The sequence below is a fragment of the Sphingopyxis soli genome, assembly GCF_018682675.1.
In the GTDB taxonomy this organism is placed as follows: Bacteria; Pseudomonadota; Alphaproteobacteria; order Sphingomonadales; family Sphingomonadaceae; genus Sphingopyxis; species Sphingopyxis soli.
The window spans coordinates 64,536-89,202 of the sequence record NZ_JAFMTR010000102.1 but is presented as its reverse complement, the minus strand read 5'-3'; the positions used below and the strand labels follow the sequence as shown (position 1 = coordinate 89,202).

General features: G+C 67.1%; 20 protein-coding genes. 13 read left to right on the top strand and 7 right to left on the bottom strand.

What is annotated here, in order from left to right; all coding sequences use genetic code 11:
* Window positions 1-142: 142 nt before the first annotated feature.
* The 3 genes from J1N50_RS15615 to J1N50_RS15605 are packed head-to-tail and all read right to left on the bottom strand — an operon-like array spanning window position 143 to window position 3,012.
* Complete coding sequence (locus J1N50_RS15615) at window positions 143-1,579, bottom strand: SPOR domain-containing protein (RefSeq protein ID WP_215355364.1); 1,437 nt, start codon at window positions 1,577-1,579, stop codon at window positions 143-145.
* Between the two features lie 21 nt (window positions 1,580-1,600).
* A complete protein-coding gene (locus tag J1N50_RS15610) occupies window positions 1,601-2,272 on the bottom strand; it encodes a hypothetical protein (protein ID WP_215355362.1) in 672 nt (223 codons plus the stop codon).
* A gap of 17 nt (window positions 2,273-2,289) precedes the next feature.
* A complete protein-coding gene (locus J1N50_RS15605) occupies window positions 2,290-3,012 on the bottom strand; it encodes a ParA family protein (protein WP_058457522.1) in 723 nt (240 codons plus the stop codon).
* Window positions 3,013-3,271: 259 nt separating this feature from the next.
* On the opposite strand from J1N50_RS15605, the gene J1N50_RS15600 reads away from it, so the two are divergent.
* Window positions 3,272-4,426: an SPOR domain-containing protein gene (locus tag J1N50_RS15600; RefSeq protein WP_215355359.1), complete on the top strand. Its 1,155-nt coding sequence runs from the start codon at window positions 3,272-3,274 to the stop codon at window positions 4,424-4,426.
* A 240-nt stretch (window positions 4,427-4,666) separates the two neighbouring features.
* The gene (locus J1N50_RS15595) at window positions 4,667-6,424 is read left to right on the top strand and encodes a chloride channel protein (protein WP_215355357.1); all 1,758 of its coding nucleotides are present in this window, start codon (window positions 4,667-4,669) and stop codon (window positions 6,422-6,424) included.
* 16 nt (window positions 6,425-6,440) lie between these two features.
* On the opposite strand, the gene serB is transcribed toward J1N50_RS15595, so the two are convergent.
* Window positions 6,441-7,325 (bottom strand): phosphoserine phosphatase SerB, encoded by an 885-nt coding sequence (gene serB / locus J1N50_RS15590; protein ID WP_215355355.1) that lies wholly within the window; start codon window positions 7,323-7,325, stop codon window positions 6,441-6,443.
* On the opposite strand from serB, the gene miaA reads away from it, so the two are divergent.
* The 7 genes from miaA to J1N50_RS15555 all read left to right on the top strand — a co-directional run bounded on the left by miaA (window position 7,324) and on the right by J1N50_RS15555 (window position 15,383).
* On the top strand, window positions 7,324-8,301 hold the full coding sequence (miaA, locus tag J1N50_RS15585) for a tRNA (adenosine(37)-N6)-dimethylallyltransferase MiaA (protein ID WP_215355353.1): 978 nt from the start codon (window positions 7,324-7,326) through the stop codon (window positions 8,299-8,301). The genes serB and miaA overlap by 2 nt on opposite strands.
* Window positions 8,302-8,387: 86 nt before the next feature.
* The gene (gene ilvB / locus J1N50_RS15580) at window positions 8,388-10,142 is read left to right on the top strand and encodes a biosynthetic-type acetolactate synthase large subunit (protein ID WP_215355351.1); all 1,755 of its coding nucleotides are present in this window, start codon (window positions 8,388-8,390) and stop codon (window positions 10,140-10,142) included.
* A 268-nt stretch (window positions 10,143-10,410) separates the two neighbouring features.
* Window positions 10,411-10,926 (top strand): acetolactate synthase small subunit, encoded by a 516-nt coding sequence (ilvN, locus tag J1N50_RS15575; RefSeq protein WP_215355348.1) that lies wholly within the window; start codon window positions 10,411-10,413, stop codon window positions 10,924-10,926.
* 92 nt (window positions 10,927-11,018) lie between these two features.
* Window positions 11,019-12,053 (top strand): ketol-acid reductoisomerase, encoded by a 1,035-nt coding sequence (ilvC, locus tag J1N50_RS15570; RefSeq protein WP_215355346.1) that lies wholly within the window; start codon window positions 11,019-11,021, stop codon window positions 12,051-12,053.
* 186 nt (window positions 12,054-12,239) lie between these two features.
* On the top strand, window positions 12,240-13,373 hold the full coding sequence (locus J1N50_RS15565) for an 8-amino-7-oxononanoate synthase (protein WP_215355344.1): 1,134 nt from the start codon (window positions 12,240-12,242) through the stop codon (window positions 13,371-13,373).
* Window positions 13,370-13,978: a dethiobiotin synthase gene (gene bioD / locus J1N50_RS15560; protein WP_215355342.1), complete on the top strand. Its 609-nt coding sequence runs from the start codon at window positions 13,370-13,372 to the stop codon at window positions 13,976-13,978. The genes J1N50_RS15565 and bioD overlap by 4 nt, the downstream gene beginning before the upstream one ends.
* A 100-nt stretch (window positions 13,979-14,078) precedes the next feature.
* A complete protein-coding gene (locus J1N50_RS15555) occupies window positions 14,079-15,383 on the top strand; it encodes an adenosylmethionine--8-amino-7-oxononanoate transaminase (RefSeq protein WP_215355341.1) in 1,305 nt (434 codons plus the stop codon).
* Between the two features lie 166 nt (window positions 15,384-15,549).
* Here the strand turns inward: J1N50_RS15555 and grxD are convergent, their stop codons facing one another.
* The 3 genes from grxD to J1N50_RS15540 are packed head-to-tail and all read right to left on the bottom strand — an operon-like array spanning window position 15,550 to window position 16,504.
* Window positions 15,550-15,882, bottom strand: a complete 333-nt coding sequence (gene grxD / locus J1N50_RS15550; RefSeq protein ID WP_215355338.1) for a Grx4 family monothiol glutaredoxin — start codon at window positions 15,880-15,882, stop codon at window positions 15,550-15,552.
* Between the two features lie 51 nt (window positions 15,883-15,933).
* A complete protein-coding gene (locus J1N50_RS15545; RefSeq protein WP_215355336.1) occupies window positions 15,934-16,167 on the bottom strand; it encodes a BolA/IbaG family iron-sulfur metabolism protein in 234 nt (77 codons plus the stop codon).
* 10 nt (window positions 16,168-16,177) lie between these two features.
* Complete coding sequence (locus J1N50_RS15540; RefSeq protein ID WP_215355334.1) at window positions 16,178-16,504, bottom strand: DUF1476 domain-containing protein; 327 nt, start codon at window positions 16,502-16,504, stop codon at window positions 16,178-16,180.
* A 214-nt stretch (window positions 16,505-16,718) separates the two neighbouring features.
* Between J1N50_RS15540 and J1N50_RS15535 the strand changes: the two genes are divergently transcribed.
* The 4 genes from J1N50_RS15535 (at window position 16,719) to J1N50_RS15520 (ending at window position 24,649) form a co-directional block, all read left to right on the top strand.
* Window positions 16,719-19,814: a CHAT domain-containing protein gene (locus tag J1N50_RS15535; protein WP_215355332.1), complete on the top strand. Its 3,096-nt coding sequence runs from the start codon at window positions 16,719-16,721 to the stop codon at window positions 19,812-19,814.
* 4 nt (window positions 19,815-19,818) lie between these two features.
* Window positions 19,819-21,894 carry a CHASE2 domain-containing protein gene (locus tag J1N50_RS15530; protein ID WP_246553622.1) on the top strand — a complete coding sequence of 692 codons (2,076 nt, stop codon included), beginning with the start codon at window positions 19,819-19,821 and terminating at the stop codon, window positions 21,892-21,894.
* Window positions 21,881-22,645: a hypothetical protein gene (locus tag J1N50_RS15525; RefSeq protein ID WP_215355328.1), complete on the top strand. Its 765-nt coding sequence runs from the start codon at window positions 21,881-21,883 to the stop codon at window positions 22,643-22,645. Before J1N50_RS15530 ends, J1N50_RS15525 begins: the two co-directional genes overlap by 14 nt.
* 180 nt (window positions 22,646-22,825) lie before the next feature.
* Window positions 22,826-24,649, top strand: a complete 1,824-nt coding sequence (locus J1N50_RS15520; protein WP_246553606.1) for a ShlB/FhaC/HecB family hemolysin secretion/activation protein — start codon at window positions 22,826-22,828, stop codon at window positions 24,647-24,649.
* Window positions 24,650-24,667: the final 18 nt, after the last annotated feature.

The following is a 24,667-nucleotide window of genomic DNA, read 5'->3' as shown; positions in this document are numbered from 1 at the left end:
AGATGCCGGCGGCGGCCTTTTTTCATTGATTGAGCTCGCCGCCGGGCAACGGTCGGCATGACCCCAAGGAAAGGGGGCGCAGCCCCGCAGCCGCGCCCCTCCCCCTAGGCCTTCCGCATCGCAGAAGGCGCCCCAATAATGGTCAGCGCGAGGCCAGACGCACCGGCTTTGCGCCAGGCGCCGACGCCCACTGGATCGATTCGGCTCCACCCATCTGGCGCACGAAGCAGGTCTGCCCCTTCGCCTTGAGTTCGCCGCAGAGCTTCGATGCATCGGCGCGCGTCGCCATGCCGTTGACCGTCAGGCGATAGAAGGTGCGCCCATCCACGACGGCCGAATGGCTCGAGGCCTGATAACCGGCGAGCATGGCCGTGCGCTTTTTCAGCGTCGTCCACTTTTCCTTTGCGATGCCGAGCGTGTCGTAGGCACCAAGCTGGACGGCCCAACCCGAGGGCTTCTTGGCATCGAACGCCATCGCCCGCGGCAGGATTCTCGTCGCAAGGTCGAGCGCCTGCTTCTGTGCGGGGCGGATACGCCCCTGTTCGCCAGCGACGCGCGGCGCGGCACGATATGGCTTCGCGTCGGCCATGATGACCTCTGCGGCTTTGGGTGTAGCCTGCGGCTGCGGCAGTTCGGTGACCGGCACGACGCCATTTTCGTCGCGTTTCGGCATCGGCAGTTCGACCGTGCGGATCGCCGGTTCGGCCGATGCGAGGATCGCGGCGGGCGCGGATGGCTCGGCGGCGGGCGGCGGCGGCGCATAGGTGGCGACGGGCGCCGGGTCGGCGCTCGCGAGTTCGACCGGCGCGTCGGCGGCGGCCATCTGCGTATCGGTGAAGTTGCTCAGCGCCAGGCGCACGGGCATACCGGCATCGGCGCGAACCGTGGCGCCGATCAGGCTCGCGACCCGCATCCGCGCATCGGGCTGCTCGGCGAGCTTGGACCATTCGGCCATGCGGCCCTCGACCTTGTCGAGCGACAGATCCTGCGCGGCAAGAACGCGCGCCTGCGCCCAACGCCCCGACAGCGCGAAAGCCAGCGCAAGATTCTGGCGCGTGCGGGCGTCGGCATCCTTGGCGCGCGCCGCTTCGGTCAGCACATAGATCGCCGAGTTGGGATCGCCCGCCAGCGCCAGCGCAAGCCCCAGGTCCGACGCCGGAATGGCGTCGAAATTGCGCTTGAGCAGATCGGCGGCTTCGCCATTCTTGCCCTGCGCGATATGCGCCAGCGTCAGCGCGATAACCGTGTTGCTGTCCTTCGCGCCCAGTTCCATCGCGTCGGAAAGCGCGCTGGTCGCCGACGCGAAACGCCCGTCGTTGAGATAGGCCTGGCCGAGCAGCGCGCGATAGCTCGCGTCGCGCGGCGCGCCGGCGACGGCGGCTTCCGCCATCGTCACCGCCTTGCTCGCCTTGCCGGCTTCGAGCGCTTCGCGCGCCTTTTCGGCCGACTTGGCGGCCGACGCCGAGGTGCCGGGCGATTGTGGCGCCGCTTCGGCCATCTTCCCCATGCCGCTGCATCCCGTGGCGACGCTCAGAACAAAGCCCGAAACGGCCAGGTTCACCAACAATTTGCGCTTCATGGAAGGTCCCCCTTGGTACGTCTACGGCATTTTCCGGCGCGTCGGGCGCGCCGCCGGCAGGCGGCTGGCCATCGCGTCGATCTCGGGCAGCGACGACAGATATTCGTCGAGCAAATCGGTCAGGATCACCTGCGAAGAGCGGTTCGTCACCGCGCTCGCAAGGCGCAGACGAAGGTGACGCTCGGCATCGAGGCGCAGCGTGAAGGCCGCCTTTTCGCGGGCGCGCTGGGCGCGCGGCGCGCGTTCCTTCCTCGCGCTCGGCTCGGGGCGCGCCTCGACCTTGCGGGCGACGGCGGCGACGCGATCGATCAGCGATTCCTGCTGGAGCACGACCTGCGGCAACTCGACGGCCTCGGGCTGGTACGAGTCGGACAACGCGTCGGCGAGGTCGGGCCCCACGCCCGGCGTCAGGGCGTGGCCCGGCGCCGCATCGACCGCATGTTCGGCGGCTGCATTATGTTCGAGCACCGACCCGGCAAGCAGAGGCTTCAGGTCGACCATGCGCGCCGATTCGGCGGCATTCTGGTCCGGATCGACGTCATAGCCCATGTCATTCCAGCCAAGGTCGTCATAACCTTGGCCGATCGGCATCGGTCCGCTGCCCAGCGGCTGGCGGCGCATGGCGGGGCGCGCTCCACCCTTGCGGGCAAGAAGTCCGGCGCTCAGCGAAGCGAGAGGTTTGGGTTCGCCCATGGTTCCGATGTCTCCCGTCACTGGCCGGCGATGCGGCGGCCGAAGCCGCCACCCATCGGACGAACGGTCCCGTAACCCGGCTGCGCGGGCATCGGGGTCGAGAAGACGGTGCGGCGGAAATTCTTTTCCAGCCGGTCGTTGATATAGGTCCACAGCTGCCGGATCTCTTCGGCCGATCGCCCGTTCGGATCGACCTCCATCACCGTGCGCCCGTCGATCATCGACGCGGCATAGTCGGTGCGGTGGTGCAAGGTGACCGGCGCGACGGTGCCGTGCTGCGACAGCGCGACCGCGGCCTCGCTGGTGATCTTCGCCTTGGGCGTCGCCGCGTTGACGACGAACACCAGCGGCTTGCCTGCGCGTTCGCAAAGGTCGACGGTGGCCCCGACAGCGCGCAGGTCGTGCGGGCTGGGGCGCGTCGGAACGACGATCAGTTCGGCGACCGAAATCACGCTCTGGATCGCCATGGTGATCGCCGGCGGCGTGTCGATGACGGCGAGCTTGAAACCCTGCTGGCGCAGGATTTCAAGGTCGGAGGCCAGCCGCGCTACCGTGGTCTGGGCAAAGGCCGGAAGGTCGGTTTCGCGTTCGTTCCACCAATCGGCGAGCGAGCCCTGGGGGTCGATATCGATGAGAACGACGGGCCCGGCGCCGGCAAGCTGCGCCTGCACCGCGAGATGCCCCGACAGGGTGGTTTTACCCGACCCTCCCTTTTGTGAAGCCAATGCCAAAACGCGCACAGCTATCCCCCTGGAAAACCAAAATCAGGCGGTTGGATGCCATGCAGGGCGCTAAAATTGAGTTAACGATGATAAAAAGACGGTAAACGATTGGCTCGCTTCCATGGTAAACACGCGGTTATGTCGATTCTGTTCCGAAGCGGGGCAGGTTCGTGCCGCCCTTAGGCGTTGCTAACGGGGTGTTAGCCACTTTACCCCTAAAGGGCTTTCCGGGGACTGCGATCCGGCCACCGGCTGCGCAAGTCATTGGAGAATAAGGATGCGAGCACTCACCGCCGCCATCGCCCTGCCGCTCGCTGCAGCTGCGGCAGCACTGGCCATACCCGCCTTCGCGGACGTCAAGGACGGCGTCGATGCCTGGCAGGCGGGCGACTATCAAAAGGCGGTGGCCGAATGGCGCCCGCTGGCCGTCGCCGGCGATGCCGACGCACAGTTCAACCTGGGCCAGGCGTACAAGCTCGGCCGGGGCGTTCCCGCCGACCTTGGCCAGGCCGAAAGCTGGTACCGCCGCGCCGCGAAGCAAGGGCATCTGCAGGCCGAGGACAATCTCGGCCTGATCCTGTTCACCGCGAACAAGCGCGACGAGGCGATGCCCTATATCAAGGCATCGGCCGATCGCGGCGAGCCGCGGGCGCAATATGTCCTCGGCACCGCGATGTTCAACGGCGACTATGCGACGAAGGACTGGCCGCGCGCCTATGCGCTCACCAAGCGCGCGAGCGACGCGGGCCTGACGATCGCATCGGCGCGCCTTGCCCAGCTCGACCGCCTGATCCCGCTCGAGCAGCGGCAGGCGGGGCTCGCGATGCTGCCGCAGATCGAAAAGGACGAGGCACGCACGCGCCTCGCCGCCGTAAGCGCGGCCGCCCCGGCACCGGCAACGCCTGCACCTTCGCCGGTCAAGACCGCGAGCCTGCCCGCGTCGACGCCCGGTACCAGCTACACCCCGCCGCCGGTCATCGCGCCGACCGCGAAACCGGCTCCGGCCGTGTCGAAACCCGCCCCGGCCCTGTCGACCCCGGCGGCGGTCGCAGCAGCCAATGCGGCGAACGAAGCCACGACCGCGGCCGCGGTCGCAAGGGGCGAACCGGTCAATATCGCATCGACGGCGCCGAAGGCGGCCCCCGCAGCGGCCAAGCCGGCCCTGCAGGCGGCAAAGCCGGTGACCGTCCACAATGGCGCGAGCCCGTGGCGCGCCCAGTTCGGCGCCTTCGGCGTCGAAGCCAACGCCCGCAGCCTCTGGACCTCGCTCGAGAAGAGATTTCCTGCCGTCGCCGCGCGCCAGCCGAGCTATGTGAAGGCGGGAACGGTCACCCGCCTGCAGGCCGGCGGCTTCGCCAGCAAGAGCGATGCGGAAAATCTTTGCGCTACCGTCCGCAAGGGCGGCCAGGCGTGCATGGTCGTGAGCAAATAGGCGTCATTCCGGCGCGCGCCCGTCCGCGCGCAATTGACCCCGGGGATATCGCCGCCGCGCTTGTCCCCGCTGCACCCTTCGCATGCGAATCCGCGACCGGAATGACACCGCCCGCTACTGGCTCATGCGGCCGATGGCGCGCCGCGAGCGAGGCGATTGCGCAATTCCGTCGGAGGCTCGCCTGCGCGTTTGCCGACGAAAGGGCTTGACCTCCATCGTCGGCAGGCGCTTGGAACCTCAGTGGCCCGTTCGCGCAAATTCTCGCTGATCCTCGCCGTCGCACGCCAGCGCCGCCGCCTGCGCGAAAGCGAGGCCGCGTTCATCCTCCTCGCCGCGGTCGCCGGGCTTGCAGCCGGCGCACTTACCAATTTGCTGCAAGCGATCGCGCACGGGCTGCAGCAACTGCTTTACGGCGTCACCATCAACCGGCTCAGCGCGCTGGGCAGCATCCACCATCCGTGGAAGCTGCTCGCCCTGCCAGCCGGCGGCCTGTTGCTCGTCCTGTTCGCGCGTGGCCTCCGGCGGCGCGGGCGCGTGCCGGTCGACGTTGTCGAGGCCAACGCCCTCCACGGCGGGCGCATCCCCTTCGCCGACAATCTGGTCATCGCCTCGCAGACCGTCATCTCCAACGGCGCCGGGGCATCGGTCGGTCTGGAGGCGGCCTATGCGCAGATGGGCGGCGGGGTCGCGTCGCAACTCGGCCAGTGGTTCCGGCTGCGCCGCAATGACCTGCGCACGCTGGTCGGCGCCGGTGCGGGCGGCGCGATCGGCGCCGCCTTCGGCGCACCGCTGACCGGCGCCTTCTACGCGTTCGAAATCGTCATCGGCAACTATACCCCTGCTGCGATCGCTCCGGTCATGGCGGCGTCGCTATCGGCGGTATCGGTCACCCGGCTGCTCGGTGCACAACCCTATCTGATCGCGACGACCGCCACCCGCGGCTTCGCCCTGCCCGACTATCTCCTCTACGTGCTGCTTGGCGCGCTGTGCGCCGTCGTCGGCATGGGGATGATGCGAGTCGTGGCCTTCGCCGAGCTTCGCGTGGGCGCGTGGCAAAGGATCGCCGGGTGGAAACCCGTGGTCGGCGGCTTTGTTCTCATCCCGCTTGCTCTCCTCTCGCCGCAGACGCTGTCGGCGGGTCACGGCGCGCTGCATCTCGACCTTGTGCTGCGTCCGGCGCTTACCTTTCTTACCTCGGTCCTGCTGCTCAAGATCGCGGCATCGGTCATCTCGCTCAGCTTCGGCTTTCGCGGCGGGCTGTTCTTCGCCTCGCTGTTCCTCGGTTCGCTGATGGGCCAGCTTTTCGCGGGGCTGGTCAATCTCAGCCCGCTGGGCTTAGCGATCGACCCCAACGACGCGGCGCTCGTCGGGATGGCGGCGCTCAGCGTGTCGATCGTCGGCGGGCCGATGACGCTGGCGGTGCTGATGCTCGAAACGACGCACGACTTCGCGCTGATGGGCGTGGTGCTGGCCGCGACGCTGGTGTCGAGTGCGCTCACGCGCGAGATCTTCGGCTATTCCTTCTCGACCTGGCGCTTGCACCTGCGCGGTTCGACGATCCGCAGCCCGCGCGATATCGGCCGCCTGACGACGATGACCGCCGGGCGGATCATGCGGACCGACTGGGTCGCAGTGGATCGGGCGATGTCGGTTGGCGCGTTCCGCGCTGCCGTGCCGCTCGGCAAGACCGCGAAGGCGATCCTGCTCGACGCCGACGGCGCCTATCGGGGGATCGTCCCGACCGCCGCGGCCTTCCATCCCGACCTCGATCCCGCCTCACCGGTCGCGGCGCTGGCGACGCATGTCGGCGTCGCGCTGCGCCCCGAGATGGACATACGGTCGATCCTGACGCTTTTCGACGAAGCCGCTGCCGACGAACTCGCCGTGCTCGATGACCGCGACCATGTCATGGGCGTCGTCGGCGAACGCCACGCGCGCCGCCGCTATTTCGAGGCGCTGGAGGAATCCGAACGCGAACTGTTCGGCGAAAAGGCCTGAACGGCCTCGCCGCCTCTTATCCCAGCACCCAGCTCCGGCGCGGATAACCCTGCGCCCACAGCAGTGCGGTCAGGTCATGGTGGCGGATCGCCGCGTCGGCGGCTTCCTCGGCCGCGGGGTGGGGACGATATCCGATGCCGAGGCCCGCGCTGGTGATCATCGGAATGTCGTTCGCGCCGTCGCCGACCGCCAGCGTCTCGGCGAGCGGCAGCCCGTGCTTCGCCGCTTCGGCCGTCAGCGTCGCGAGCTTCGCATCCTTGTCGACGATCGGCTCCGCGACCTTCCCGGTCAGCATTCCGTCCTTGATCACCAGTTCGTTCGCAACCACCTTGTCGAACCCGATCGCCTCGCCGACCGGCCCGGCAAAGGCCGTGAAGCCGCCGGTGACCAGCACCGAATGCGCGCCATGCGCCTTCATCGTCTGGACCAGCGTGCGGGCCCCGCGCGTCAGCTTGACCCGCTCGTACCGGCATTCGGCGAGCACGCCTTCGGACATGCCGCCAAGCAGCGCGACGCGCTCCTCCAGCGCGGCGCGGAAATCGAGTTCGCCCGCCATCGCGCGCTTCGTGATCGCCGCCACCTGATCCTTCAATCCGGCATAGTCGGCGAGTTCGTCGATGCATTCGACCGTGATCATCGTCGAATCCATGTCGGCGATGATCAGCTTCTTGGCGCGGTCGCCCATCGGCTGCACGACCACGTCGAGCGCGCCATGGTCCATCTTCGCCAGCTCGCTCCGCGCACTGACCAGGCTGCCCTGGAAATATATATCGGCCGCGTCATGCTCGTCGAGCCAGTGCGGCGCCCCCACGTCGTGCCCCGTCATATCGAGCCGGTCGATCGCTTCGCGAACCACCTCGTCGGTCAGCTTTCCGGCTGCTATCAGCGTGGCTACGAACATGGCTTCTCCTTCTGTCTCTTTCGTTCGCGCGGGCCTGCCGCCCGTCGCGCTTATCGCCGGACCAACCGCGAGCGGCAAGAGCGCTTTGGCGGTAGCGCTCGCGACATCCCTGAGCGGGACGGGCACCGACGCGCTGGTCGTCAATGCCGACGCGAGCCAGGTCTATGCCGACCTCGCCATCCTTTCGGCGCGTCCGTCGCGCGAGGAGATGGAGGGCGTGCCCCACCATCTTTTCGGCCATATCGACGGCTCGCAAGCGCATAATGCCGCGCGCTGGTCCGACGAGGCGCGCGGCGTCATTTCCCACGCCCATGCCGCCGGGAAGGTTCCGATTCTCGTGGGCGGTACGGGACTTTATCTGCGCACCCTGCTTTACGGGATTGCGCCGGTGCCCAAGATCGACCCCGAAATCCGCGATGCCGTGCGCGCGCTTCCCGTGGTTGAGGCCCATGCCGCGCTGGCCAAAGCCGATCCCGAAGCCGCGGCGCGCCTCAATCCTGCCGACACCACCCGCGTCGCCCGCGCGCTCGAGGTTGTCCGTTCGACCGGCCGGACGCTGGCGGCATGGCAGGAGGCGCGCGAGGGCGGCATCGCCGGCACCATCGCGCTCGCCCCGCTGATCCTGCTCCCCCCGCGCGATTGGCTCCGCGACCGCTGCGACCAACGCCTCGCGACGATGTTCGACCGCGGCGCGATCGGAGAGGTCGAGGCGCTGCTGCGCCGCAATCTCGATCCCGCCCTGCCCGTCATGCGCGCGATCGGCGTCCCCCAGATCGCCGCCTGTCTTCGCGGAGAGATCGGCCGCGCCGACGCGCTCGAACAGGCGCAGGCGGCGACCCGCCAATACGCCAAGCGCCAATATACGTGGTTCCGCCATCAATTTCCCGCCGATTGGCCACGCCATGTCGAATCATTAAACAATTATAATGTCAACAAAATTGCAATTAAATTACGTGATAAGCTGTTGACAGGATAGAATCATACACCTATTGCCCGCCGACCTGCTGCAACGCACAATGTGCGGATTCCTGGGTTTGCAGGCGTTGAGAAAGGAGTTTCGTCGTGACGGAAATGAGTGGTGCCGACATGGTGGTTCAGGCGCTGGTCGACCTCGGGGTCGACACGGTGTTCGGCTATCCGGGCGGCGCGGTCCTTCCCATTTACGACGCGCTCTACAAACACCCGACGATCAAGCACATCCTCGTCCGCCACGAACAAGCCGCAACCCACGCGGCCGAAGGCTATGCGCGTTCGACGGGCAAACCCGGCGTCGTGCTCGTCACCTCGGGGCCGGGCGCGACCAATGCCGTCACCGGCATCACCGACGCGCTGCTCGACAGCATCCCGATGGTCGTGCTGACGGGTCAGGTTCCGACGACGCTGATCGGCACCGACGCCTTCCAGGAATGCGACACGGTGGGTATCACGCGCCACTGCACCAAGCATAATTATCTCGTCATGGACCCCGACCGGCTCGGGCCCATCATCCACGAGGCCTTCCATATCGCGACCCACGGCCGCCCGGGTCCGGTCGTGATCGACATTCCGAAGAATGTGCAGGTCGCGACCGGCACCTACACGGTGCCCGGGATCATCGAGCACAAAAGCTACCGTCCGCAGGTCGAGCCCGACGCCGATGCGATCGACGCCGCGATCGACCTGATCGCCGCGGCCGAGCGCCCGGTCTTCTACACGGGTGGCGGCGTCATCAACGCCGGTCCCGACGCCAGTGCGGCGCTGCGCCAGTTCGTGTCGCTGACCGGCGCCCCGATCACGTCGACGCTGATGGGCCTTGGCGCCTTTCCTGCCGACGATCCGAAATGGCTCGGGATGCTCGGGATGCACGGCACGTTCGAATCGAACATGGCGATGAACCGCGCCGACCTGATCATCGCGGTCGGCGCGCGCTTCGACGACCGCGTCACCGGCCGCCTCGACGCCTTCGCGCCCGAGGCGAAGAAGATCCACATCGACATCGACCGCAGCTCGATCAACAAGATCGTCCCCGTCGACCTCGCGGTCGTCGGCGATGCCGGCCGCGCGCTCGATGCGCTGATCGCGGCGTGGCAGGACAAGGGGCTCAAGGCGCGCGACTATGGCGAATGGTGGCGGCGCATCGACGGCTGGCGCGCGACGCGCTGCCTCGACTTCCCCGAGGCGAAGGAGCCGCAAGCCGACATCATGCCGCAACGCGCGGTGAAAGCGCTGTTCGACGCGACGCGCGGCCGCGACCCGATCATCACGACCGAGGTCGGCCAGCACCAGATGTGGGCGGCGCAGCATTTCGGCTTCTCGGCCCCCAACCGCTGGCTCACCTCGGGCGGGCTCGGCACGATGGGGTACGGCTTCCCCGCCGCGGTCGGGGCGCAGATCGCGCACCCGAACCGCCTCGTCATCTGCATCGCGGGCGAAGCCAGCCTTCAGATGAACATCCAGGAAATGGGCACGGTCAGCCAGTACCGCCTGCCGGTCAAGATCTTCATCCTCAACAACGAATGGATGGGGATGGTCCGCCAGTGGCAGGAACTGACCTATGAAAGCCGCTATTCGAACAGCTATTCGGACAGCCTGCCCGACTTCGTGAAACTCGCCGACGCCTATGGCTGGACGGGGCTGCGCATCGACACGCTCGGCGAGCTCGAAGACGGCATCCGGACGATGATCGAGACCCCGGGCCCGGTGATCGTCGACTGCCGCGTTGCGAAGCTTGCCAACTGCTTCCCGATGATTCCCTCGGGCGCGGCGCATACCGACATGATCCTCCAGCCGAACGACATCGTCGGAACGATGGACGACGAAGCGAAAGCGCTGGTGTGATGATCGCAACTTCAATCTTCTCCCCCCTGGCGGGGGAGACAAGACTTGGCTTGGCGGCTTGCCGCCTAGCAAGTCTTAGAGAGGGGGAGCGGTCCGCCGGACCGCGCGAGCCCGCGGCTCGCATACCCCTCACCCAGCTCCGACTAGGCAGCAAGCTGCCAAGTCTTCACATCCGGCGCGGGGTCGTTCGTGCCCCCGGCACGAACTTGAATTGCCGGGGGCAATTCAACCCCGCACCCCCGCAAGGGGAGAGGGGAAGGTTAGCATTGTGAAAATCAAAACCGAAGCGGGCGAGCGCCATGTGCTCGCCGTCACCGTCGACAACGAGGCGGGCATCCTCGCCAAGATCACCGGGCTGTTCTCGGCGCGCGGCTATAATATCGAGAGCCTGACCGTCGCCGACATCAGCGCCGACCATGCGCTGTCGCGGATCACCATCGTCACCTCGGGTCCGCCCGCGGTGATCGACCAGATCATCGCCCAACTCGACCGGCTCGTTCCCGTGCACAAGGTCACCGACCTCACCGACCAGGGCGCGCATGTCGAACGCGAGATCGCGCTGGTGAAGGTCGCGGGCACCGGCGACAAGCGCATCGAAGCGCTGCGCATGGCCGACGTCTTCCGCGCCAAGGTCGTCGATACGACGCTGTCGAGCTTCATTTTCGAAATCACCGGAACGAGCGACAAGGTCGACCGCTTCATCGCGCTGATGCGCGAATGCGGGCTGGTCGAGGTCGGCCGCACCGGCGTCGTCGCCATCGGCCGCGGGTCGGAGGCGCTCTAGTTTCACTTTCGTGCTCCCCCGCGAAGGCGGGGGTCCAGTCAACGTCAAATGGGTCCCCGCCTTCGCGGGGACACACTATGGGGAAGAATGACATGCAGGTTTATTACGATCGCGACGCCGACCAGGATCTGATCAAGGGCAAGAAGGTCGCCGTCGTCGGCTATGGCAGCCAGGGCCACGCGCACGCGCAGAACATGCGCGACAGCGGCGTGAAGGAGGTCGCGATCGCGCTCCGCCCCGGTTCGGCGACCGCGAAGAAAGCCGAAGCGGCGGGCTTCAAGGTCATGACGAACAAGGAAGCCGCCGAATGGGCCGATGTCATCATGATCGCCGCCCCCGACGAGCATCAGGCCAAGATCTACGCCGACGACATCGGCCCGAACATGAAGCCCGGCGCCGCCCTCGCTTTCGCGCACGGCCTCAACATCCACTTCGGCCTGATCGAGGCGCGCCCCGACATCGACGTCTTCATGGTCGCGCCCAAGGGGCCCGGCCACACGGTGCGCAGCGAATATCAGAAGGGCGGCGGCGTCCCCTGCCTGATCGCGGTCGCGCAGGAAGCGAACGGCAACAGCGGCAACGGCCACGCCAAGGCGCTCGCCCTCTCCTACGCCTCGGCGGTCGGCGGCGGTCGCAGCGGCATCATCGAGACGACCTTCAAGGAAGAGTGCGAAACCGACCTCTTCGGCGAACAGGCTGTGCTCTGCGGCGGGATCACCCACCTGATCCAGGCCGGTTTCGAAACGCTGGTCGAGGCGGGCTACGCCCCCGAAATGGCCTATTTCGAATGCCTCCACGAAACCAAGCTGATCGTCGACCTCCTCTATGAAGGCGGCATCGCGAACATGCGCTATTCGATCTCGAACACCGCCGAATATGGCGACATCAAGACCGGCCCGCGCATCATCACCGAAGAAACGAAGAAGGAAATGAAGCGTGTCCTCGCCGACATCCAGTCGGGCCGCTTCGTGAAGGACTTCGTGCTCGACAACCAGGCCGGCCAGCCCGAGCTGAAGGCCAGCCGCAAAGCCGCCGCCGCGCATCCGATCGAACAGACCGGCGCACAGCTCCGCGCGATGATGCCCTGGATCGCGAAGAACCAGCTCGTCGACAAGTCGAAGAACTGATCGGAATCCTCCCCGTGGCGCAGCCATGGGGAGGGGGACCGCGTCCGAAGGACGTGGTGGAGCGGCCAGCAAAGGTACGCTACCAGCCCCTCCGTCAGCCCTGCGGGCTGCCACCTCCCCATGGCTCCGCCACGGGGAGGATCGAAACGGCCGCTGACGACCACCGTCTCGGACATATGAGGCAAAATGGCGAATATCTTCACCGCCCACCGCGCCGACCTCGAAGCGCTCGCCGCCGACGATCGCCGCCGTGCGCTCGCGCCGCGCACCGGGCTCGATTTCGCTTCGAACGACTATCTCGGCCTCGCGGGCTCCTATGCGCTGAACGAAGCGGTCGCGCAGGGACTGCAGCGCGGCCTGCCGGCGGGCTCGGGCGGATCGCGCCTACTGCGCGGCAATCATGACGAGCATGAAGCGCTCGAAGCGCACGCCGCGCGCCATTATGGCAGCGAGGCTGCGCTCTTCTTTCCGACGGGTTTCGCGGCCAATGCCGCGATCTTCTCCACCTTGCCGCAGCGCGGCGACCTCGTAGTCCACGACGAACTCATCCACGCGAGCGCGCACGACGGCATGAAGCTCGGCCGCGCCGGGCATGTCGAGGCGCGCCACAATGACGCGCAGGCCTTCGACGACATCATCCGGCGCTGGCGCGCGGGCGGCGGGGTCGGCACGCCGTGGATCGCCGTCGAAAGCCTTTATTCGATGGATGGCGACCGCGCACCGCTCGCCGATCTCGCCGAGGTCGCCGACCGCCACGACGGCGTGCTGATCGTTGACGAGGCGCATGCGACGGGCGTCTATGGCCCGGCCGGGCAAGGGCTCGCGCACGACCTTGCCGGCCGCGACAATCTGATCGCGCTGCACACCTGCGGCAAGGCGCTGGGCTGCGAAGGCGCGCTGGTCTGCGCCCCGGCGATCGTCCGCGACTTCATCGTCAACCGCGGCCGCCCCTTCATCTTCTCGACCGCCCCCTCACCGCTGATGGCGTGGCTCGTGCGCCAGGCGCTCGAGATCGTCGCGAACGAGCCCGAACGGCAGGGCCGCCTCCACGGCCTGGTCCGCCGCACCGAAGCGCGCCTCGCCGCGCTCGGTCTCCCCGCCAGTGGCAGCCAGATCATCCCGGTCGTGATCGGCGACAACGCCCGCACGATGCGGATCGCCGCCGCGCTGCAGGCCGACGGTTTCGACATCCGTGGCATCCGCCCGCCAACCGTCCCGCACGGCACCGCGCGGCTGCGCATCGCGATCACACTGAACGTGGGCGAACGCGAAATCGACGCGATGACCGAGAGCCTTTCGGCCGCTATGGCCGCGGCATGACCCGCTTCGTCATCACCGGCACCGACACCGGCATCGGCAAGACCGTCTTTTCGGCCGCACTCGCGGGCGCGATGGGCACACCCTATTGGAAGCCGATCCAGTCGGGCCTCGACGAGGAAACCGACAGCCAGGCTGTCGCGCGTCTCGCCGGGGTTCGCGTGCGGCCCGAGGCGTACCGCCTCGTCACCCCTGCCTCGCCGCACCTCGCCGCGGAGATCGACGGCGTCACCGTCGAACCCGACGCGCTCACCCCGCCCGAAGGCGAGCTGATCGTCGAAGGCGCAGGCGGCGCGCTGGTGCCCGTCACGCGCAATCTGCTCTACGCCGATCTCTTCGCGCGCTGGCAGATCCCGGTGATCGTCTGCGCCCGCACCGTCCTCGGGACGATCAACCACAGCCTGCTGACGATCGAGGCGCTGAAGCGCCGCGGCGTCCCCATCCACGGCATCGCGTTTCTCGGCGAGGCCATGCCCGACAGCGAAGCGATCATCCCCGAGATGGGCGGTGTGCGCCGCCTCGGTCGCCTGCCGATCGTCGATCCGCTGACGCCGGACACCCTCGCGGCCGCGTTCGAGGCGAACTTCGATTGCGCCGACTTCCGATAGTTCGTCATCCCGGCGAAGGCCGGGATCTCGCCGGCGCGTCAGAGTGCAAAGTTGAGATCCCGGCCTTCGCCGGGATGACGATGCAATATAAGGCACCCCTATGAGGCTCGACCACCAATCCCCCATCTGGCACCCCTTCACCCAGCACGGCCTCGGCGATCGCATCCCGCTGATCGCGCGCGGCGAAGGCGCTCGCCTGTATGACGCGCAGGGCAACAGCTGGATTGACGCCATCTCGTCCTGGTGGGTCACGACCCACGGCCACGCGCACCCGCGCATCATGGCCGCGATCCGCGACCAGACCGAAAGGCTCGACCAGCTCATCTTCGCGGGCTGGACGCACGCGCCCGCCGAGACGCTCGCCGCCGAGCTGATCCGCATCACCCCCGATCCGCTCACGCGCGTCTTCTTCTCGGACTCGGGTTCGACCAGCGTCGAGGTCGCGCTCAAGATGGCGCTCGGCTATTGGTTCCACATCGGCGAGCCGCGCAGCCGCATCCTCGTCCTCGAGCATAGCTATCACGGCGACACGATCGGCACGATGTCGGTCGGCGAACGCGGCGTTTACAACCGCGCCTGGCAACCTTTGCTGTTCGACGTCGGCACCATCCCCTTCCCGCGCGAAGGGATGGAGCAAGCGACGCTCGACGCGCTCGAAGCGGCGTGCGCAGGCCGCGAAACGGGCAGCGCGCCCGCCGCCTTCATCGTCGAGCCTTTGATCCTTGGCGCGGGCGGGATGCTCATCTATCCCGCATGGGTGCTCGCCGAAATGCGCGCGATCTGCGCCCGCCACGGCGTCCTGTTCATCGCCGACGAGGTCATGACCGGCTGGGGCCGCACCGGCACGCGCTTCGCCTGCGATTCTGCGGGTGTGATCCCCGATATCGTCTGCCTGTCGAAGGGTCTGACCGGCGGCGCGATGCCGCTCGCGGTGACGCTCTGCATCGAGCCGATCTATCAGGCGCACTATTCGACCGACCGCGCCAGAACCTTCTATCATTCGAGCAGCTACACCGCGAACCCGATCGCCTGCGCGGCGGCGAACGCGAACCTCGAAATCTGGCGCGACGAACCCGTTCAACAGCGGATCGACACCCTCGCCGATGCGCAAGCTGCGCACCTCGCTATGTTGTCGCACGACCCGCGGATCGCCAATCCCCGCCGCCTCGGCACCATCGCGGCGCTCGACATCGTCGTGTCCGACGGAGGCTATCTTTCGAACCTCAACCCACGCCTGATCGCCTTCTACCGCGACCGGGGTGTCCTCCTCCGTCCGCTCGGCAATTCGGTGTACCTCATGCCCCCCTATTGTATCGCACCGGACGAACTGGCGGCGGTATGGGCCGCGATCGCTGCGTCGCTCGATGCGGTCGAGGACATGCAGGAAGCGGCGGGTTTCGGGTGAAAGATGATATTTGGCTTCCATGACCGGCAACGACCGGACGTGGCCATAAGATCCTCCCCGCTTGCGGGGAGGATTTGAAGGGCCGCTCCCCACCCCAAGACAGACAGGGCGTACAAGAAAAGGGCGGCCCAAGGCCGCCCCTGCAACCATCGCATTTCGACCGGACCTATTCCGCCCGCGTCGGAACACCGTCCATCAACTGATGAAGCTCGCCTGCTTCCCACATCTCCATCATGATGTCGGAACCGCCGACGAATTCGCCCTTCACATAAAGCTGGGGGATCGTCGGCCAGTCCGAGAATTCCTTGATTCCCTGGCGGATCTCCATGTCCTGCAGCACATCGACGGTGTCATATTCGATACCGAGACGGTCGAGCATCGCGATCGCGCGCGAGGAAAAGCCGCACTGGGGGAACAGCGGCGTGCCCTTCATGAACAGCAGCACGGGATGATCGGCGACCAGTTTTGAAATACGGTCGTGGACGGCGGGATCGCTCATTTGAATGTCTCCGGTGGCGCGTCGCGCCGAAAAAGGAATTGCGTCTCGCCCCTATGAAGGAACGCCGGTGGTCAATTGCAAGGCATGAAGTTCGCCGCCCATGCGCCCGCCGAGCGCGGCATAGACCGCCTTGTGCTGGGCAACGCGGGTCAGTCCGCGAAAGGATTCGCTGACGACATGCGCCGCATAATGGTCGTTGTCGCCTGCCAGATCGGTGATCGAGACCATGGCATCGGGAAACGCCGCCTCGATCATCGCCTTCAGATCATCCTCGCGCATACCCATGACGGCCGCCTCAGTTCTGGCTGTCCATGAACTGGCGGCGCGCCTCGGCGGTCTTGTCGTTGAGCACCGCGCGGATTTCCGCATCGCTGATCTCGACGCCCGCCGCGGTCAGGTCGCCCGCCAGCTTGCGGATGACGTCCTCGTCGCCCGCTTCCTCGAAATCGGCCTGCACGACCGCCTTGGCATAGGCGTCGGTCTCTTCCGGCGTCAGCCCCATGCGCTCGGCTGCCCATTCGCCGACCAGGCGGTTGCGGCGCGCGATGATGCGGAACTGCACTTCCTGGTCGCGGGCGAACTTCGCCTCGAATGCCCGTTCACGATCGTCGAATGCGCTCATCTTTGTCCTCACCGGAAATTTGGGGTTTCAGCGTCCAGATAGGTGGCTGTGCCAAAGCGCGCAAGGCGCTGTGCCGCAGATCACTTCCCTTTTTCGGATGATGGGTTTAGGGTCCGCGCCGACGGGATGGGTCGTACCGCAGCGTTAAAGACTGCGCCTTGCCGCCGATATCGCGGGCACGGCGCCTTCAGGCTTGGGTTTGGGGGATTTGGTGATGACCGCTCGACGTCCGCAATTTCTGTCGCTGGTCGCGGCGCTGGCTCTAACGGCGCCGGGCTCGGCGCTGGCGCAGGCCGGCGACCCGACGCTGCGCGATAGTTTTTCGATCGGCGACCAGGGCGGCTCGCTCTGCGAGGTGCAGGCCACCGTTCGCGATTCGGTGATCAAGGGCATGTTCGACCGCGCGTGGTTGATCGTCTGCCGCGACGCCAGCCAGCCCGTCGGCTATGTCCGGATGCTGCGCGCGACCCCCGGGGAAGCGCGCGCGCGGATCGACGCCGGTCGCTCGGGCACGATTAGCTGCGTCGGCGACGCCTGCACGGTGAAGGACAGCGCCATCGGCTGGACGACGCGCGTCGAGGCCGACGGCAACACCGCCTACGCCGTCGAAGGCTTTAGCGCCTATGACGACGCGCTCAGGATCGCGCTCGCCTCGATCCGCGAGAAACGCGTCGTCCCCGGCCAGATCAAGGTCGCGACCACCTCGGTCGGCGGTAACGACGGCTTCGCCCGCACCCTCGCCGGAACGATCGACGTCGACAAGGCGCTGGCCGAAGGGTACCGCCGCAATCACAGCGGCGACTACGCCGAGGCCGCCGAATTCTTCGAGGCGCTGTCGCGGCGCGCGCTGGACGATCAGGCCGCGGCCGACATCGATCCGACCGAATTCACGCTCAACCGCGCGCTCCAGCGCTCGAACCTCGGCGAATTTGCCGAGGCCGACCGGCTGTTCGGCGAGGTCGAGGCGATCCCGACCAGCGACCCGGTCCAGCTTCGCCTCCGCCGCAACTTCCGCGCGATCCATGCGCTCAACCAGCGCGACTATGACGGTGCGGCCGCCATCCTGCAGACGCCGATCCCGCCGCTGACCGACGCGGTGAAGGTCGAGGACGGCGCGGTCACGCTGACGCCGGAGATCGCGGCGGGGATCAACAGCGGCGCGAACGCCCGCACGGTACGCCAGGCGAGCGACCGCGAGCGGCTGACCCCTGTCGAGCGCGCGCAGATCATCGATGCACAGGCGACCCACCTGCTCGGCACCGTCGAACGGCTGCGCGGCAATCCCGGGGCAGCGAAGAGCGCGCAGCTCAAGGGGCTGACCGACGCGATCGCGGTGCGCGAAGGCCGCGTCACCTCGATCATCCGGCTGCGCTCGCAGATGCTCGGCGAACTCGCGCTTGCCGAGGAAGCGCTGGGCGACAATGCCGCCGCCGACGCCCGCTTCCAGGAATCGATCAACGCACTCGCGGTCGAATATCCCGAAACCAACGCGCTCGCCTCGGCGCAGGCGCGCTATGCCGCTTTCCTCACGCGGCACGGTCAGGACGACAAGGCGCTCGGAATCTATCAGGGTGTCGTGACCGCGCTCGCCGGGTCGCAGCGTTCGACGACGGGCATGGCGAACATGATGGCGCCCTATTACCGGCTGCTCGCCGCCCGCGCCGCAACCGATCCCAAGGCCGCAAGCGACTTCTTTGTCGCCAGCCAGCTTCAGGTCCGCCCAGGCGTCGCGGACACGCAGGCGGTACTGGCGCGCGAACTGTCGAGCGGCAGCAGCGACGGCGCGCGCCTCTTCCGGCAGGCGACGACGCTCAATCGCGACATCGAACGCGCACGGATCGAGGACGCGCGGCTCGGGCAAATGCCCGCGACGCCCGAGATCAACGCGCTGCGCGCCGACCTCAAGACCCAGCTCGACAATCTGTCGTTCCAGCAGGCGGAAACGATCGCGAAGCTGTCGGCGTTTCCGCAATATCGCGTCGTCGCGCCGGGCAAGCTCGACCTCGCCGAACTGCAGCAGGTGCTGCGCCCCGACGAAGCCTATCTCAAGATGCTCGTCGTCGGCGATGCGGTTTATGCGATGCTGATCGGTCCCGACAGCGCGCTGCTCTGGAAGAGCGATATCGGCGCGCAGGGTCTCGAAAACGCCGTCGACACGATCCGCTCGACGATCTCGATCGTCGAGAATGGCAAGCGCGTCACCTATCCTTTCGACGCCGCAACCGCGCGCAAGCTCTATACTCGGCTTTTCGCGCCTGCCGCCGACCGGCTGCCGTCGATCCCGCACCTGATCTTCGAACCCGATGGCGCGATGCTGCGCTTGCCGATCAACCTGCTCATCACGTCGGACCAGGGGCTTGCCGAATATGAGCAGCGCGTCGCCGATCCCAATGCCGATGCCTTCGACATGCGTGGAATCGCGTGGCTGGGGCGGACGACGCGGCCAAGCACGGCGGTGTCGGCGCTGGCCTTCCGCAACGCCAGGCAGGCGCCGCCGTCGAGCGCGGCGCGCGAATATTTCGGGCTCGGCGAAAATCTGCCGGTCAAGGGCGGCATCCTGCCCTCGACCGGAACGCGCGGCGGCATCGCGGGCGGCGTCGACGACAGCTGCCAGTGGGACGTCACCCAGTGGAGCCGTCCGATTTCGGCCGACGAGCTGGTCACCGCGACGCGGACGATGAACCGCGACGCCGCGACCCTGCTCACCGGCGGCGCCTTCACCGATACGGCGGTCAAGAACCGCGGCGACCTTGGCGATTATCGCATCATCCATTTCGCGACCCACGGCCTCGTCACCGCGCCGCGTCCGTCATGCCCGGCGCGGCCCGCGCTCGTCACCTCGTTCGGCGACCAGGATTCGGACGGGCTGCTGACCTTCCAGGAAATCTTCGATCTCAGGATCAATGCCGACCTTGTCATCCTCTCGGCGTGCGACACGGCGGGCGCCGCGACAGTCGCCGCGACGCGCGAGGCGGGTGTCGCGAGCGGCGGTGGCAACGCGCTGGACGGGCTGGTGCGCAGCTTCATCGGCGCGGGCGGCCGTTCGGTGATTGCCAGCCACTGGCCGGCGCCCGACGATTTCGACGCGACCAAGCGTCTGATCGGCGGGCTGTTCGCGGCGCCGCAGGGGGAAAGCGTCGCCGATGCGCTGTGGGCGACGCAGACGAAGCTGATGGACGACAGGCAGACCTCGCATCCCTATTATTGGGCGGGCTTCGCGATCATCGGCGACGGCGGACAGGCGCTGTTGCACGACACGCCTTCGACGACGGCACAACATGGGGGGACTGCGGGCCGCGCAGCCCGCTGAATTGATGGCGACCACGACGATCGACGCGGCAGCGCCCCAGGCGCCGCCCACGACCATATCACTGCGCAAGCGCATCCGCCGACTGGTCATGCAGCTCGGCCCGTCGCGTATGGCCGCGACGATCCTGTTCCTGATCGTCGCCACCCTGTTCGCGCGCTTCAGCTGGGATATGCCGCTCGTCGGCGACGCCGAGCGCGCGCTGTACGATGCGCGCGCGATGGTAATGGCGCCGCATGTCGCACAGGACCAGCGCATCGTCATGGTCACCTATGACGACGAGACGCTGTTCAACACCGGCATCCGCTCGCCGCTCGACCGCACCTACCTAGCCAATGCGCTCGCCAATCTCGACCAGATGGGGCCGAAGGCGATCGGCATCGATATCGTCTTCGATTCGCCGCGTCCCGACGACCCGCTGCTCAAGGCGCAGCTTCGCGCGATGAAGACGCCGACCTGGCTCGCCTATGCCGAGCAGGCGAGCAACCCGAACACCATCTTCTATGAACAGCAGAAATATCTCGAAGCCTATCTGGCCGAGGTCACCACCGCCCGGACGAAGCCGACGAGCGTGCTGTTCCGCACCGACAGCGACGGCGTGATCCGCAACTGGCCCGACCGGCCGAAGAATCTGCCGCCGCTGATGGCCAACGCGCTCGCGCCGGTCGATCCGGCGCACGCCAACTATCAGGGCAATATCCGCTTCCTCGTCCCCGCCCGCGTGACCAAAGGTGCGGAGGAGCCCGTTTTCTCCAAGATCCCGATCGACGCCTTCGCCGCGCCGATGGATGCGGAGACGCGTGCGGCCTTTTCGGAGATGATCCGGGGCCGCTATGTGCTGATCGGCGGCAACATCATCGACAACGACCAGTTCAATACGCCGCTCAGCCGCTTCACCGACCCGATCACCGGCCAGCATGAAACGATGATCGGGCTGGAGGTGCACGCCCATATGCTGGCGCAGCAGCTCGATCGGGATTGGCCGCGCCCGCTGCCGGGCCCGTCGCTGTGGGCGCTCGCCGTGCTCGTCGTGCTCGCGGGCGGCCTCACCAGCCTGATCGACCTGCGCGCGCGCTGGGTGGCGCTGGCCTTTCTCGGGCAAATGGCCTTCTTCGTCGCCTTTCCCTTCTGGCTGCAGGGGCATGGCGTCGACACGACCACCCTTCCCGCCTTCGGCTGGGCGATGGGCTGGCTGCTCGGCTATGCCGCGGTCGGCACGGCCGCGCGCACGATCGGGTCGCGCCAGCGCGCCTTTGCCCAGTCGGCGCTCGGCAAATATCTGCCCGCCGACGTCGCAGCGCAGATCATGCGCGACCCCGATCAGCTCTCGCTGCACGGCGAGCGGCGCAACATCTATTGCGTGTTCACCGACCTCGAAGGCTTCACCAAGCTCAGCCACGCGGTGACCCCGGAAACCGTCGCGCGGCTGCTCAACGAATATCTCGACCGGCTGTCCGACGTCGTGCTCGACCATGGCGGGACGATCGACAAGTTCGTCGGCGACGCGATCGTCGCCTTCTGGGGCGCGCCGATCAGCCGCCCCGACGACGGCCCGCAGGCCGCGAAAGCGGCGATCGCGATGCATGCGGTGGGCGAACAGTTCCGCAAGGATCTGGCAAGCGAGGACGTGCCGCCGATCGGCATGACCCGCGTCGGACTGCACGTCGGCGACGCGATCGTCGGCAATTTCGGCGGCGAGGACCGCATCCAGTACACCGCGCTCGGCGACAGCATGAACACCGCCTCGCGGCTTGAATCGGCGAACAAGAGCCTCAAGACACGGGTGCTGATCTCCTCCGAGGCCGCGGCGGGCGCGGCGCGCGACGATCTGGTCCCGATGGGGCGCGTGACGTTGCGCGGGCGGGCGCAGCCGGTCGACGTGCTGACGCCGCGTCCCGATCTTTCCGCGGAACAGCGCGCCCGCATCGCGGCGCTGGTCGAGGCGCACGCCGCGGGCAATAAAAAGGCCTATGTGACCTGCGCCACAGCACTGGCCGACGAATTCGGTCAGGATCCAGCCATAATGTTCCTGATAGAACGTCTGAACGAGACCCAAAAAGGAGAAAGCTATGTCCTTTCCTGACTTCTCGATGCGCCGAATCGGCCTGACCGCTGCCGCCGCGATCGCTGCGATCGCCGTCGCCGGCGTCGCCTCCGCGCAGTCGATGGTCGTCCGCTCGACCGGACCATCTGCCGGAAAATATCCGAGCGGGACGAAGCTCAAATCGACCGACAAGATCACCCTCGTCTCGGGCGACAAGGTCGTGCTGATGCAGGCGGGCAAGACGCGCACATTGTCGGGGCCCGGCACCTATGGCGCCACCGCGACGATCCAGGCGAACCAGTCGATGGGAGCGACGGTGACGCGGATGCTTTCGACCGGCCCGACGATGCGTTCGCGCGGCGGGTTTTCCCGCGGCGGCGAAGAGGCTGCGCCGGTCAACGTCCGCGCGCCGAACGTCTGGCTGCTCGATTATCGCGAGGCGGGCACCTTCTGCGTCGTCGATCCGGCGACGCTGATGCTTTGGCGCCCGAACATGGAAGGCGACACCGCGCTCGAAATCGAAAGCGGCGGCAAAAAGGCGACAGTCGCCATCGTCGACGGCGCCAACTTCCGCAAATGGCCGACCGACACGCTGCCGGTGCAATATGGGGTCGACTATCGCCTGTCGGGTGGCGGTCTGCGGAGCCCGGTGACCGTTCGGTTCACGGCGATGGGCCCCGTGCCCGACACCGTCGAGGGATCGGTCGACATGCTGATGGCAAAGGGCTGCACGCCGCAGCTCAACCGCCTCGTCGACGCGATGTCGGAAACCGAGACAGCGGGTGGTTAACGGAATCGCCTTGGCATTGAACCGTTCCGGACCATCTGGTAACAATTGGATCAAAAGCAGCCGCAAAAAGCGGTAAGTCCTTTCCTTGGGTCGAAAATTCGCACTGCCGAACCGACGGCAGAGCCTTATGAATTTGTGCGTACCGGCAGCCGCCGGCGCATATGTACGCAAGGGGTGGTGATGACCGATTTGGGGGTAATGGAGTCCGTCGGTGTCGCGCGGGCCGCGCGGCGCACGGGTCGCAGGGCGCTGATCTGTTCGGCGGGCCTGGCGGCGCTGTCGGCATCTTTCGCGGCGCAGGCGCAAATCGCTCCATCGGTCCCGACGCGTGAGGAAATTCAGCGCCCGACCCTGCCCCCCGCCAGTCCCCCGGGCGAACAGGTGGTCACCGCCGACGACAACATCGAACGCGCGCCCTGCCCGCTCGCCAGCCCCGAATTCGCCAATGTCCGCGTCACCGTGCGCAGCGTCCGGTTTTCCGAGGTCGAGGGGATCGATACGTCGATGCTCGACGCCAGCTGGCGAGACAAGGTCGGGCAGGACCAGCCCGTCTCGGTCGTCTGCGACATTCGTGACCGCGCCGCGACGATGCTGCGCGCGAAAGGCTATCTGGCTGCGGTCCGCGTGCCGCCGCAAACGATCAGCGACGGCATCGTCAAGCTCGATATATTGTCGGCGCGATTGACGCGGGTCGAGGTGCGCGGCGACGCAGGCGCCAACGAAGGCCTGCTCCAGCGCTATCTGTCGCGGCTCGATGACCAACCGGTGTTCAACATCGTCGATGCCGAACGCTATCTCCTGCTCGCGCGCGATATTCCCGGAATGGACGCGCGGCTGACGCTGCGCCCCGGCGCCGCGCCCGGCGAAGTCGTCGGCGAAGTCACCGTCACGCGGACCCCGATCCTGATCGACGGCAGCACCCAGAATTACGGATCGCGCGATGTCGGCCGTTGGGGCAGCATCAACCGCGCGCGCTTCACCGGCCTGACCGGCATGGGCGACATGACGACGGTCAGCTTCTATTCGACCCCCGATTTCGACGAGCAGAAGGTGCTGCAACTCGCGCACGAATTCCGCGTCGGCGGCGAAGGGCTGCGTTTCGGCGCCAGCTACACCTATGCGTGGACGCGCCCCGACATCACCGGCTTCAACATCAGGTCGAACACCCAGATCGTCAGCCTGTTCGCCTCCTATCCGCTGGTGCTCACGCAGGCGCAGCGCATCACGCTCGGCGGCGGGCTCGACATCATCGATCAGGACATCAAACTGGGCGGCACGCCGCTGAACCGCGATCGCATTCGCGTCTTCAACCTGCGCGCCGACGGCATCTGGATCGATCCCGCCTCGGTCGCGGGCAAGCGCGGCTACAGCCCGTCCGAGCCCCACTGGTCGCTCGGCGCCTCGGTCGAGGCCAGGCAGGGCGTCAGCTTCCTCGGCGCGAGCGACGATTGCGGTCCCGGCGGCGCGGCCTGTTTCCTGCCCGGCGCGGTGCCCCTGACGCGCATCGAGGCGAAACCTGACGCCTTTCTGGTTCGCGCGCAGGCGCAGGCCGAGTGGCGCCCGACAAAATTGTTCACGCTGTCGCTCGCACCGCGCGCGCAATGGGCGAGCGATCCGCTCGTCGCCTATGAGGAGTTTTCGGGCGGCAACTTCACAGTCGGGCGGGGATTCGACCCCGGCACGATCATCGGCGACAAGGGCGTCGCGGTCTCGGCCGAGGCGCGCTACGGCTCGTTCGTCCCCGCGAACCGCAAGGCCTTCGCCTTCCAGCCCTTCGCCTTCTTCGACGCCGCATGGGTGTGGAACAAGGACAGCGCCTTCAACGGCCTCAACCCGCAAAAACTCTATTCGGCCGGCGGCGGGATGCGGGTCGCGTGGGGCGACCGCGCGCGGCTCGACGTCGCGCTGGCCGTCCCGCTCAACCGCGGCGGCTTCCTGGCCGAAAGGCCCGATCCCCGGCTGCTGATTTCGTTCACAAGCCAGTTCGGCGTGAAGGCGCGCTGACCATGACCATTGCATCAA

Bases quoted from the DNA above. Each gene is read 5' to 3' on its own strand.
- J1N50_RS15615 (WP_215355364.1), bottom strand. From the start codon at position 1,579: ATGAAGCGCAAATTGTTGGTGAACCTGGCCGTTTCGGGCTTTGTTCTG.
- J1N50_RS15610 (WP_215355362.1), bottom strand. From the start codon at position 2,272: ATGGGCGAACCCAAACCTCTCGCTTCGCTGAGCGCCGGACTTCTTGCC.
- J1N50_RS15600 (WP_215355359.1), top strand. From the start codon at position 3,272: ATGCGAGCACTCACCGCCGCCATCGCCCTGCCGCTCGCTGCAGCTGCG.
- miaA (WP_215355353.1), top strand. From the start codon at position 7,324: ATGGCTTCTCCTTCTGTCTCTTTCGTTCGCGCGGGCCTGCCGCCCGTC.
- serB (WP_215355355.1), bottom strand. From the start codon at position 7,325: ATGTTCGTAGCCACGCTGATAGCAGCCGGAAAGCTGACCGACGAGGTG.
- ilvC (WP_215355346.1), top strand. From the start codon at position 11,019: ATGCAGGTTTATTACGATCGCGACGCCGACCAGGATCTGATCAAGGGC.
- J1N50_RS15565 (WP_215355344.1), top strand. From the start codon at position 12,240: ATGGCGAATATCTTCACCGCCCACCGCGCCGACCTCGAAGCGCTCGCC.
- bioD (WP_215355342.1), top strand. From the start codon at position 13,370: ATGACCCGCTTCGTCATCACCGGCACCGACACCGGCATCGGCAAGACC.
- J1N50_RS15555 (WP_215355341.1), top strand. From the start codon at position 14,079: ATGAGGCTCGACCACCAATCCCCCATCTGGCACCCCTTCACCCAGCAC.
- grxD (WP_215355338.1), bottom strand. From the start codon at position 15,882: ATGAGCGATCCCGCCGTCCACGACCGTATTTCAAAACTGGTCGCCGAT.
- J1N50_RS15545 (WP_215355336.1), bottom strand. From the start codon at position 16,167: ATGGGTATGCGCGAGGATGATCTGAAGGCGATGATCGAGGCGGCGTTT.
- J1N50_RS15540 (WP_215355334.1), bottom strand. From the start codon at position 16,504: ATGAGCGCATTCGACGATCGTGAACGGGCATTCGAGGCGAAGTTCGCC.
- J1N50_RS15535 (WP_215355332.1), top strand. From the start codon at position 16,719: ATGACCGCTCGACGTCCGCAATTTCTGTCGCTGGTCGCGGCGCTGGCT.
- J1N50_RS15530 (WP_246553622.1), top strand. From the start codon at position 19,819: ATGGCGACCACGACGATCGACGCGGCAGCGCCCCAGGCGCCGCCCACG.
- J1N50_RS15525 (WP_215355328.1), top strand. From the start codon at position 21,881: ATGTCCTTTCCTGACTTCTCGATGCGCCGAATCGGCCTGACCGCTGCC.
- J1N50_RS15520 (WP_246553606.1), top strand. From the start codon at position 22,826: ATGACCGATTTGGGGGTAATGGAGTCCGTCGGTGTCGCGCGGGCCGCG.